9 protein-coding genes are annotated in these 11,048 nt (G+C 70.5%); 8 read left to right on the top strand and 1 reads right to left on the bottom strand.

The features are described from left to right. The first annotated feature begins 674 nt into the window (after positions 1-674). Positions 675-1,523: a hypothetical protein gene (locus tag VQ03_RS33185; RefSeq protein WP_157064183.1), complete on the top strand. Its 849-nt coding sequence runs from the start codon at positions 675-677 to the stop codon at positions 1,521-1,523. 74 nt (positions 1,524-1,597) lie between these two features. Here the strand turns inward: VQ03_RS33185 and VQ03_RS20470 are convergent, their stop codons facing one another. Further along, the gene (locus VQ03_RS20470) at positions 1,598-2,467 is read right to left on the bottom strand and encodes a DMT family transporter (RefSeq protein ID WP_048452753.1); all 870 of its coding nucleotides are present in this window, start codon (positions 2,465-2,467) and stop codon (positions 1,598-1,600) included. A gap of 164 nt (positions 2,468-2,631) precedes the next feature. Between VQ03_RS20470 and VQ03_RS20465 the strand changes: the two genes are divergently transcribed. The 7 genes from VQ03_RS20465 to VQ03_RS20435 all read left to right on the top strand — a co-directional run bounded on the left by VQ03_RS20465 (position 2,632) and on the right by VQ03_RS20435 (position 10,826). Continuing rightward, positions 2,632-3,873, top strand: coding sequence for a glycosyltransferase family 4 protein (locus VQ03_RS20465; RefSeq protein WP_048452746.1), 1,242 nt, complete (start codon positions 2,632-2,634; stop codon positions 3,871-3,873). A gap of 152 nt (positions 3,874-4,025) precedes the next feature. Then, a complete protein-coding gene (locus VQ03_RS20460) occupies positions 4,026-5,483 on the top strand; it encodes a lipopolysaccharide biosynthesis protein (protein ID WP_048452745.1) in 1,458 nt (485 codons plus the stop codon). A gap of 106 nt (positions 5,484-5,589) precedes the next feature. After that, positions 5,590-6,768 carry an FAD-binding protein gene (locus tag VQ03_RS20455; protein WP_048452744.1) on the top strand — a complete coding sequence of 393 codons (1,179 nt, stop codon included), beginning with the start codon at positions 5,590-5,592 and terminating at the stop codon, positions 6,766-6,768. Between the two features lie 23 nt (positions 6,769-6,791). After that, entirely contained in the window at positions 6,792-7,199 is a 408-nt protein-coding gene (locus VQ03_RS20450) for a VOC family protein (protein WP_048452743.1), read from the top strand. Positions 7,200-7,283: 84 nt separating this feature from the next. Further along, positions 7,284-8,183, top strand: a complete 900-nt coding sequence (locus tag VQ03_RS20445) for a metallophosphoesterase family protein (RefSeq protein ID WP_048452742.1) — start codon at positions 7,284-7,286, stop codon at positions 8,181-8,183. A 281-nt stretch (positions 8,184-8,464) separates the two neighbouring features. After that, the gene (locus VQ03_RS20440; RefSeq protein ID WP_048452741.1) at positions 8,465-10,006 is read left to right on the top strand and encodes a tyrosinase family protein; all 1,542 of its coding nucleotides are present in this window, start codon (positions 8,465-8,467) and stop codon (positions 10,004-10,006) included. 10 nt (positions 10,007-10,016) lie between these two features. Continuing rightward, positions 10,017-10,826, top strand: coding sequence for a copper chaperone (locus VQ03_RS20435; RefSeq protein WP_048452740.1), 810 nt, complete (start codon positions 10,017-10,019; stop codon positions 10,824-10,826). Positions 10,827-11,048 lie beyond the last annotated feature (222 nt).

Genomic DNA, 11,048 nt, shown 5'->3' with positions numbered 1-11,048 from the left:
AAAACCTAAGCGCGGCGGTATGAGACATTAAGTAATGTCTATTGAAATTTTAAGCATTACTGCGATAAATACTTACTAAATCAGGCGGTGGCCGGGGTATAAACAAAAATTTCTTGCATAGACATATCTTATGGTGGGACGGACAAATTCTCTGTGTGATGAGCGAAAATTACATTGATGCCTTATCAAAATTACTTCCCGTAACTGTTAGGTGATATATCGACTTAATGTCTATTTTGCCATTATCACAATTGAGATATTTTTGATACACTGCCATTCGAAGTAGAAAATGCGGTTGCAAAGCGCGCCTGACTGGCGATGATATGTTTCGAAGTCAAATCAGGAGGGCCAGATGCTATTCTTGCTTGCGGATTTTTTCGAAATCCTCGTCAAGAGAGTCCTTCGATTTCTTGGTCAAAAACAAAGAGAGGGCGACACAAATATTAGAGGGCAATCGGAGGGAGGTCTAAATGAATTTTCGGGGGCGCCATCGGTGGAAGATGTCATAGATAGTCTTGATAAACTTGCCGAAAGACTGCCGACTCCTCCAGGCGATCCTTGTACTTGTCTGGTATGTGAGATCGCTCGTCCTCACACCGTCCTCTACGAAAGAGAGAACGTGAGTGTTCAAGCATCCCGAGCTTTGGATCGAATTTATGGGAATTGGTACTTGATTGAATATCTTCCTTCCAACGCTGGGGCTTAAGATGCTCAAGAAAAAATCGGTTTATATTGCGGCCGCCCTGTCGGTAGCAGTTGGCGGCTGCGCCTCAATCATACCCGCGTTTGACATACCATCTGAACGCGACGGCACCCCGACCGTTAAGTCGATCATCAACAAAATCAATTGTGAGCTCGAGGACATTGTCGATGGCGAAGAGTCAAATTTGAGCGCCATCGTTTCGGATTTCTATGACGTTCAAGTTGGGGTTGAACTCAGTCTGACAGTCACCGACACCGGAGGACTTGCACCAACTTTCTCCCTGGCTGGTGGCCCCATTACCCTGGCAACTGGTCTGAATTTCGAGCGATCGAGAGGTCAGAATTTCACTCAGCAATTATTCTTCTCGCTTCGAGAGATAAAAAATGGGTTGCGCGCAATCAGGGCGATTGGGAAGTATGACATCGTGAGACAAAGATGCCTGGAAGGCGCAGACACTAATCTTTCCGGGAGACTTGGAATAAAAGAGGCCTTCTATCTAGCAATGACGGCGGAACCTTACCTGGACTGGAGAACCAAAAGCAGCGCAGGCGTATTCGGCGGATCGGTGAATTTCATTGTCAATCGAGAGCTGACAGCGACCGGTCCGACCTGGAAGCTGGTGAATTTCACCGGGCCGGGCAGCCTCGTCTCGGCATCCGACAAGACCAACGACAAGGTGACCTTCGCATTTACCAAGGGGCCTTATGCCGGAAAGGGCATCAGCGAAAATCTCAAGACGCAGGCTCAGATCTTCATTTCCGATGTCCGGCAGAACCAGATCGCCAATTCGCTGGGCTTGATCTCTCTTCGCGATCGATAAAGGGAGATGGCTTCGTCTCTGTCATCGGGCGCACGTCATGCGTGGGCGCGGCCGGGGCCGCATGCCGACCCCTCTCACCGCCGCGCCGCGAGCGCCGATCCGGCGAGGATCAACCCCGCGCCGGCCAGCGTCGCCACGCCCGGCACCTCCCCGAAGGCGACGTAGCCGAGGCCGATCGCCCAGAGGAGCGCGGTGTATTCCATCGCGGCGAGCCGCGCCGCCTCGGCCCGGGCGTAGGCGCGGCTGAGCACCAGGTGCCCGGCGACGCCGAGCAGGCCGACGAGGACGAGGAGCGCCCAGTCCGGCGCGGCGACGGGCGTCCAGGTCCAGGCGGCGGGCGCCGCCAGCATCGCGGCCGGGCCGGCATTCTGGATCGCCACGATGGTCACCACCGGGTCGTGCCGGGCGCGGGCGCGCAGGAGCACCATCGAGAGCGCGTAGGTGAGGGCCGAGGCGAGGATGGCGGCGATGCCCCAGGCGGAGCCGACCTCCCGCGGCCCCTCCGTCCCGACCTGGCCCGCGACCACGATCCCGACGCCGAGGAAGCCGACGACCAGCCCGGCCCAGACCGGCGGGCGCACCCGCTCGCGCAGGAGGAGGGCGGCGAACAGCGCGATGAAGATCGGGCTCAGGAAGGAGAGCGCCAGCGCCTCGGCGAGCGGCAGCACCGACAGGCCGTGGAAGAAGCAGAGCGCCGTCGCCACCACCAGCACCGCCCGCAATCCGTTGCTGCGCCAGGTCTCGGCCGAGGGCCAGCCGGGGCGGAGCAGGGCGAGCACGGCAGCCATCACCAGCGTGCCGACCGCGTAGCGGGCGAAGGCGATGCCGGTGACGCCGTAGCGGTCGGACAGGCCCTTGATGGTGGCGTCCATCAGCGAGAGCAGGCCGATGCCGAGGGCGGCGAGCAGGACCGCCGAAGCGGGCGAGGTGGGGCGGGGGAGCATCGGCAAGCCGATGGCCCGGTTGCCGGTCCAGCGCAAGGGCCGGGCCTGCGTCGTCGCTTGGGTGGTTCCTTAAGGGGTCGGCGCCATCCTCGCCCCGCGCCAGGCTGCCCGAGGGGAACCCGACCGATGCCGCACCGTTCCCGTCCGCCCATGGGGCGGCGGCCATGAGGATCATCCTCGTCGCCGACCACGCTTACATCAATGGCGGCCAGGCCAAGGTCTCGCTGGAGAGCGCGATCGGGCTGGCCCGCCGCGGCCACGAGGTGGTGCTGTTCGCCGCCGTCGGCCCGGCCGATCCGCGCCTCGCCGAGGCCGGATTGCGCACGGTCCTGCTCGACCAGACCGACGTGACCCAGGCGCGCTCGCTCGCCCGGTTCGGGGTGCAATGGCTGTGGAACGGCCCTGCCGCCGCAAGACTGAAGGCCCTCGTGGCGGAATCCGACCCGCGCGACACGGTGGTTCACGTCCATGCCTGGGCCAAGGCGCTGTCGCCCTCGATCGGGCCGGTGCTGCGGAAAAGCCCCGCGCCGGTGGTCTACACCGCGCACGAATACTACCTCGCCTGCCCGAATGGCGGTTTCTACGATTATCCCGTCGCGGCGACCTGCCACCGGGTGCCGAACGGGCCGGCCTGCCTGGCCCATAACTGCGATTCGCGCACCTATCCGCGCAAGCTGATGCGCGTGGCCCGCCACGCCCTGATGCGCCGCACCGGCCTGGTCCAGGGCATCGACGCGATGATCACCATCAGCCGGTTGCAGCGGGAGGTTCTGGCGCCGTTCCTGCCGGCGGGGACGCGCTACTACGACGTGCCGAACCCGGTCGATGCCGAGCCCCTCGGCCACCGGGCGGGCCCGCCGGGCGACTTCGTGTTCGTCGGCCGCCTGTCGCCCGAGAAGGGACCGGGGATCTTCGCCGAGGCCGCGCGCCTCGCCGGGGTGCGGGCGGTCTTCGCCGGCGACGGGCCGGCCCGGGCCGAGCTGGAGGCGCGCTACCCCGAGGCCCGCTTCCTCGGCTGGCAGAGCCCGGATCAGGTCAAGGCGGTCCTGCGCGGCGCCCGCGCCCTGGTCTTCCCGTCGGTCTGGTACGAGGGCCAGCCGCTCACGGTGCTCGAGTCCTTGGGCCTCGGCACGCCGGTCCTCGTCAGCGACGTCTGCGCCGGCCGCGAGGCGGTGCGCCACGGCGAGAGCGGATTGTGGTTCCGCTCCAACGACCCCCGCTCGCTGGCCGACGCCATGGCGCATCTCGCCAACGACGCGACGGCCCTGCGGATGGGGCGCGCGGCCTACGACCTGTTCTGGGCCGATCCGCCGACGCTGGAGCGCCACCTCGACGGGCTCGAGCGGGTCTATCGCGAGGTGGCCGGGCAGGGGGCGCAGGACCGGCCGCTGGCGCTGGCGGTGTGATAAGGCTGCCGTGACCCTGCGAGGCCACGGCGCGGGTTTCCCGCTCCCGCACGGGAGAGGGGAGGCCCGCGCATGATCCCCGAAGCGATCGTTGCGGCGACGCGTGAAGCACGCCGGACACGATGTCCGGCAACCTGACGAGCACCCACCCAATGGCGGTCATCGCGGCCTTCGTGGTCAATGCGGTCCTGAACCTGGCCCTCGGCCTGCTCATCGCGCAGATCCTGGGACCGGCGGATTTCGGCCGCTTCGCCCTCGGCACGGCCGGTGCGGTGGTGCTCACCATCATGCTGTTCGAGTGGCTGCGCCTCTCGGCCACCCGCTTCTACTCCGCGCGCGTCCGGGACACGGAGCCCTGGATCCGCGCCATGCTCGACCGCGCCTATGCGGCGACGGCCCTCGGCCTCGCCGGCGCGGCCGTCCTGCTGCTGGCCGGACACCCCCTCGTCGGCGAGCCGGCCCTGCTCGCGGCCGCCGCCGCCGGGGCCGCGGTCGGCATCGGGCTGTTCGACTACCAGGCGGCGCTCGCCCGGGCCCGCTTCGTCGGCGGGCTGTATCTGCGCCTCGTGCTGATCAAGAACGGCCTCGCCCTCGTACTGATGGTCGGCACCGCCTGGGCGACGGCGGATGCCGCCGCGGTGATGCTCGCCGGAGGCTTGAGCCAGCTCTTCGCCGCCCTCCTCATCCGCCGCGCCCTCGCGGATCCGCCGATCCCCCACGGGGCGGATCGTCGCCGGGACGCCCTGCGCCTGTTCATGGCCTACGGCCTGCCTGTGGTCGCCGCCAACGTGATCTACCAGTTGATGCCCTTCGCCAACCGCTGGGCGATCGCGGCGGCAGCGGGCTTCGCCGAGGCCGGCTACTTCTCCCTCGCGGCCGATATCGGCGCGCGGCTCTTCAGCACGCTCGGCGCCGCCCTCGACCTGCTGCTGTTCCAGATCGCCGTGCTGGCGGCGGAGACCCACGGCCGCGAGGCCGGCGAGGCGCAGGTCGCCCGCAACGGCGCCGTGGTGCTGGCGCTGCTCCTGCCGAGCGCGGCCGGGTTCTGGGCCGTCGCTCCGGCGCTGGATGCGATCGCGGTCCCGGCGGCCTATCGCGGTCATTTCGTGGATTACACGCTGCTGCTGATCCCGGGCCTCGTCGCCCTGGCGCTGATGAACTTCGCCCTCAACCCGGTCTTCCAGATCCGCCGCCGCACCCTGCCGCTCATCGCGGCGGGCGGCGTCGGGGCGCTGGTCAACCTCGTGGCGGCCCTCGCGCTGGCCAGGCCCTTCGGCCCGCACGGGATCGCGGCGGCGCAATCCCTCGGCCTCCTCGCCGCCATGCTGGTCCTCGGCTTTCGCGCGCTGACCGGGCCCGGCCGCCTGCGGATGCCCTGGCGCGATCCGGCCGCGGTCGTGCTCGCCACGGCCGCGATGACGGTCGCGATCCTCCCCTTGCGCGGGCTCGACCCCTGGCTCGCCCTGCCGGCCTGCGTCGCCGTCGGCGGCCTCGTCTATGGCGGCCTGGTCTGGCGCTTCGACATCGCGGGATTGCGGGCGGCGGTGGTCGCGCGGTTCGGGCGCGCGGTGCCGGCGGAGCAGGGGCTTGAGGATCCGATGTCATCCTGACCTGACGCTGCCACTCCGGCTTGCAACCCGCCCCCGTTGCCCGCAATGATCCGCGCCCGACCCAGCGCCGTCCGGCGCGGTCCCGACGACCCGAGCGAGCCGCGCGATGAGCATCTACCAGCCCCGGAGCGAGGCGGAGGCCGCCACCCTGATCGGTGAGGCGGCGGCGCGGCGCGAGCGGCTGCGGCTCGTCGGCGGCGGCACCCGGGCGGGGATCGGCCGGCCGGCGCAGGACGAAGCCACGCTCTCGGCGGCGGGGCTGACCGGCATCACCCTCTACGAGCCGGCCGAGCTCGTCGTCGCGGCCCGTGCCGGCACGCCGCTGGCCGAGGTCGAGGCGCGGCTGGCCGAGGGCGGCCAGATGCTCCCCTTCGAGCCGATGGACCACCGAGCGCTCCTCGGCTCGACCGGCGAGCCGACGATCGGCGCGATCGCGGCCGGCAACATCTCGGGCCCGCGGCGGATCGCCGGGGGCGCCGCCCGCGACAGCCTGATCGGCGTGCGCTTCGTCAACGGGCGCGGCGAGGCGGTGAAGTCCGGCGGCCGGGTGATGAAGAACGTCACCGGGCTCGACCTCGTGAAGCTGATGGCCGGCTCCTGGGGCACGCTGGGCTTCCTCACCGAGGTCACCTTCAAGGTGCTGCCGGTGCCCGAGCGCACCGTGACCCTGGTCCTCTCCGGCCTCGACGATGCCCGTGCCGTCGCGGCGATGAGCCTCGCCCTCGGCTCGCCGTTCGAGATCACCGGCGCGGCCCACCTGCCGGAGGGGATCGACGGCCCCGCGCGCACGCTCCTGCGCATCGAGGGGTTCTCCGCCTCGATCGATTACCGCCGCGGCGAGCTGACCCGCCTGCTGCGCCGCTTCGGGACGCCCGACACGATCGAGGGCGAACCGGCCGGCACCCGGTGGCGATCGGTCCGCGACGTCCTGCCCTTCGCCGGTGGCGGCGAGGCGGTGTGGCGCCTCTCGACCGCGCCGGGCCGCGGCCCCGCCGTCGCCGCGGCCATCGCCGCGGCCCGGCCGGCGCGCTGGTTCTACGATTGGGGCGGCGGCCTGGTCTGGCTCGCCACGCCGGCGGCCGGCGATGCGGGCGCCGAGGCCGTGCGGGCCGCCCTCGGCTCCGGTGGCCACGCGACGCTGGTGCGGGCGCCCGATTCCGTGCGGGCGGCGGTGCCGGTCTTCCAGCCGCTCCCCGAGCCGCTGATGCGGATCACCACCGGCCTCAAGGCGGCGCACGATCCGGCCGGGCTGTTCAATCCGGGGCGGATGTACGCCGGGATCTGAATCCCGAGGGAGATCCGACGGCCATGAGCGTCATCTCGCATGTCTGCCTCGGCACCGCCGACCTCGGCCGCGCCTACCCGTTCTACGCCGCCTTGTTCGAGGAACTCGGCCTGACGCTGCGCTTCCACGCGCCGGATCAGGGATGGGCCGGCTGGATGCCGAGGGACGCCGACCGGCCCCTGCTGATCGTCGGCCGCCCGTGGAACGGCGAGGCGCCCGGGCCCGGCAACGGGCTCATGACGGCGCTGACCGCCCGCTCCCGGGCGAGCGTCGACCGCTGTCACGCCCTGGCCCTCGCGGCGGGCGGCGCCTGCGCGGGACCTCCGGGGCTGCGGCCGCATTATCATCCGGCCTATTACGGCGCCTATTTCCGCGATCTCGACGGCAACAAGCTCTGCGTGGTGTGTCATGAGGCCGAAGGGGATGCGTGACCGCCCGGTCTGCTGCTACGGCGGGGGGCCCGCCGCGACGCCGGCGCGGCACCCCTGACCTCGTCCTGTGCGTATCTCCCCTCGATGACGTTCCGCCTCGCCCACCTCACCGATCCCCATGTCGGGCCGCTGCCGCGCCCGCGCCTGCGCCAACTGATGAGCAAGCGCGCCACCGGCTGGGTCAACTGGAGCCGCGGCCGCAAGCTCACCCACGACATGGAGATCCTGGCCGCCCTCGTGGCCGATCTGCGCGCCGCCGCGCCGGACCACATCGCCTGCACCGGCGACCTGTGCAACATCGGCCTGCCGAGCGAGTGGGAGACCGCCCGGACCTTCATGGAGGGCCTCGGCGAGCCCGGCTTCGTCAGCTTCGTGCCCGGCAACCACGACGCCTATGTGCGCGGCTCGCTGAAAGGGCTCCTCGACGCGGTCGGGCCCTGGACCCGGGACGATGCCGGCCGCGACAAGGCATTCCCCTACCTGCGCCGGCGCGGGCCGATCGCGCTGGTCGGGCTCTCCTCCGCCATCCCGACCGCGCCCTTCGTGGCGAGCGGGCGCCTCGGCGGCGACCAGATCCGGGCCGCCGAGCGGATGCTCACGGAGCTCGCCGCCGAGCCCGATCGGCCGTGCCGGGTGGTGATGATCCACCATCCGCCGCATGTCGGCGGCGCCAAGGCGGGGCGCAACCTCACCGACGCCCACGCCTTCGAGGCGATGATCGGCCGGGTCGGAGCCGACCTCGTGCTGCACGGGCACAACCATGTCGGCTCGGTCGCCTTCCTGATGGCCCCCGGCGGGCGGCGCGTGCCGGTGATCGGCGCGCCCTCCGCCTCGGCCCGGGGCGGGGCGCTCAAGCACTGCGCCGGATACCACCTCTACGAGATCGAGCGCACCGGCTCCGGCTTCGCCCTCACCGCGACCCTGCGCGGCCTGCTCCCCGAGGGGGGATTGGGCGACCTCGGCACCCTGACGCTCCGGGGCTGACGCCCCGGATTCGGGAGGCCCTGGCCGGCGCGGCGATCCCGCGCGCGATGCGGTCGTCGCGACGCTCCCAAACTTTCGCCCGCGCGCCCGGCCGATCACGGGGCCGGCGTCACGCTCGCGCAAATCCGCAATACGGACAAGTTTCGTTATCGCGTCTCGTTGTTGCGGCTTGCTGATCCGGCAGGTTGCTGCATGCCTGGGAAGGTGTTTTGCAATTTCCGGCGATGCGGGGCACAATACCTCTCATGTAGAAAGGACGCGCGCCGATTCGGGGGAGTGCGATGTTCGTCCGCAAGAATGTCTACGAGCTGGGATCCGATTGGTCGGATACGGTCCTGTGGTACGCCCGCGCCGTCGCCGTGATGCAGGCCCGGCCGGTCGACGATCCGACGAGCTGGCGCTTCTACGGCGCCATCCACGGCTTCGACGAGGATCGCTGGAGAGAACTCGGCTTCCTGACCGACCATGACGCGCTGCCGGACGACGAGGTCCGGGAGACGTTCTGGGACCAGTGCCAGCACCAGACCTGGTACTTCCTGCCCTGGCACCGCGGTTACCTGTGGGCCTTCGAGCGCGTGGTGCGCGATGCGGTCGTCTCCCTCGGCGGGCCGGCCGACTGGAGCTTGCCGTACTGGAACTATTTCGGCCCGAACCAGGCGGCGCTGCCGCCGGCCTTCGCGGCACGGACCATGCCGGACGGCACGCCCAATCCCCTCTACGTGCCCCAGCGCTACGGTCCGCAGGACGACGGCGACGTCTACATCCCGCTCCAGTACGTCAACCTCAAGGCCCTCGACGACGCCGTGTTCACCGGGGGCGCCACCGGCGGCAGCCCGGGCTTCGGCGGCGTCGATACCGGCTTCTCGCACGACGGCATCGTGAATGGCGGCGTCGAGGCGCAGCCGCACAACGTGGTGCACGTGCTCGTAGGCGGGGAGAGCGAGACGACCGGCGGCGGCCTGATGTCGGACCCGGCGACGGCCGGGCTCGATCCGATCTTCTGGCTGCACCACGCGAATATCGACCGTCTCTGGCAGGTCTGGCGCGAGCGCTCGCCGGGGCACGTCGATCCGAGCGACGACCGATGGGTCGGCGGCCCGGCGACGCTCGGCCAGCGCCCCTTCGTGATGCCGCTGCCGGGCACGCCGGAAGGCTGGACCTTCACGCCCGGCGAGACCGAGAGCACGGTCGCGCTCGGATACGCGTACGACGACGTCTCGGGCGCCACAGCCGTGGCCGCGAGCCTGCCGCCCGGCGCCCGGGCCGCGGCGGCGGGCGCCCCGCGGGGCGGCCCTGCGAAGGGGAGTTCTGCCATGAGCGGTGACGAGACACCCGAGCTGGTCGGTGCCAGCCATCCTGCGATCCCGGTCGTGGGGGCCCAGGCCCAGGCCTCCGTCGCCCTCGCGCCCGATGCGCGCAAGCGCGTCTCCGCCAACCTGGCGGCCTCCGCCGCCTCGGCCCAGGGCGCGGCGTCACAGCCGGAGCGCGTCCTCCTCAACCTCGAGAACGTCCGCGGGCTCCGGGATGGGGTGGCGTTCCAGGTCTATGTCGGGCCGCAGGGAAGCGATCCGTCCGGCAAGCCGGAATGCCTGGCGGGCGGCGTCGGCCTCTTCGGCGTCCGGCAGGCGACCGTGCGGGGCGGGGCGCATGGGGGCAGCGGGCTGACCTTCGTGCTCGACATCACCGCGATCGTCGCGGCGATGCAGGCGAGCCGGGACCTCGATGCCGGCCATCTCGAGGTCCGCATCGTGCCGAACAAGCCGGTGCCCGCCGCGGCGCAGATCAGCATCGGGCGGGTCAGCGTGTACCGTCAGGGCCAGTGAGGCGGTTGCCGTGACGCCTGCCGCCCGTGAGCGACGGGGCGTCCGGGTCCCGCTCCTCGCGGCCAGCGCCGCCGCCTGGGCGCTGCTGGCCGCGATCCCCTCCGGATGGAGCCTGCCGGCCCTCTGCGCCGCCGCGGGCTGGCGGCTGCCATCCGCCGACGAGATCATCCTGGCCTTCGCGGTCGCTCCGCCGGGCATGCTCGCGGCCACCTGGCTGCTGATGCTCGCGGCCATGATGGGGCCGACCCTGGTCGGGCCCCTCTGTCACGTGCGCGCCCGCAGCCTCGCGTCCCGGAGGGGGCGCGCCGTCGCCGTCTTCCTCGCCGGCTACGCGGCGGCCTGGAGCCTCGCCGGCCTCGGCCTGGCGGCGGCGGTCCTGGCCCTGCTGCCGGGCGGATCGGTCGCGGCCTCGGCGCTGGTCGCCCTGACCGCCGTGGTGTGGCAGGCCTCGCCCGCCAAGCAGAGCTGCCTCAACCGCTGCCACGCCCGCCCCCCGCTCGCGGCCTTCGGGCCGGCGGCAGCGCGCGATGCCTGGCGGTTCGGGTTCGGCCATGGGATCTGGTGCGTCGGTTCCTGCTGGCCGCTGATGCTGGCCATGCTGCTGCTGCCCATTGGTCACCTCGCGGCGATGGCCGTGCTGGCGGGGTGGCTCCTGGCCGAGCGCCTGGCGCCGCCGGTGCCGCCCGGATGGCGCTGGCGGCCCTGGCGGGCGCGGCCCATCCTGCGCCTGGCGGCCGCGCGCGTCACCGCGGTCCGGGCTCGCATCGGCATCGGTGCGACGCTTCGAGGGGGACGCCCCGCGGGAGGGAGAGCGACCTGACGCGTGCCATCCCGGTCCAGGACGGCGTCGATCTCCTCCCCACGGACAAGCCTCTGCAACCTGGGGCGGCCGATGCCGGCGCCCTGAGCACCCGCAACATTTCGGGAAGGCCGGCGTTGCCCCGCCGACGGCGCCGTGGCGGCGCCGGATCGTGTCGGGGCCGGGCCGTTGCCCGTGCGCGTCCGTCGGCGGGTGGTGCCCCCGGCGGGTCCGGTTCCGCTC

The sequence above is a fragment of the Methylobacterium tarhaniae genome (genome assembly GCF_001043955.1).
Lineage (GTDB): Bacteria > Pseudomonadota > Alphaproteobacteria > Rhizobiales > Beijerinckiaceae > Methylobacterium > Methylobacterium tarhaniae.
Note: the sequence above shows the minus strand (reverse complement) of the source record. Positions and strands in the feature narration are given on the sequence as shown.

What these genes read in the sequence shown, in the direction of transcription:
- VQ03_RS20465 (WP_048452746.1), top strand. Translation starts at nt 2,632, where the DNA reads ATGAGGATCATCCTCGTCGCCGACCACGCTTACATCAATGGCGGCCAG.
- VQ03_RS20460 (WP_048452745.1), top strand. Translation starts at nt 4,026, where the DNA reads ATGGCGGTCATCGCGGCCTTCGTGGTCAATGCGGTCCTGAACCTGGCC.
- VQ03_RS20445 (WP_048452742.1), top strand. Translation starts at nt 7,284, where the DNA reads ATGACGTTCCGCCTCGCCCACCTCACCGATCCCCATGTCGGGCCGCTG.
- VQ03_RS20450 (WP_048452743.1), top strand. Translation starts at nt 6,792, where the DNA reads ATGAGCGTCATCTCGCATGTCTGCCTCGGCACCGCCGACCTCGGCCGC.
- VQ03_RS20470 (WP_048452753.1), bottom strand. Translation starts at nt 2,467, where the DNA reads ATGCTCCCCCGCCCCACCTCGCCCGCTTCGGCGGTCCTGCTCGCCGCC.
- VQ03_RS20455 (WP_048452744.1), top strand. Translation starts at nt 5,590, where the DNA reads ATGAGCATCTACCAGCCCCGGAGCGAGGCGGAGGCCGCCACCCTGATC.
- VQ03_RS20440 (WP_048452741.1), top strand. Translation starts at nt 8,465, where the DNA reads ATGTTCGTCCGCAAGAATGTCTACGAGCTGGGATCCGATTGGTCGGAT.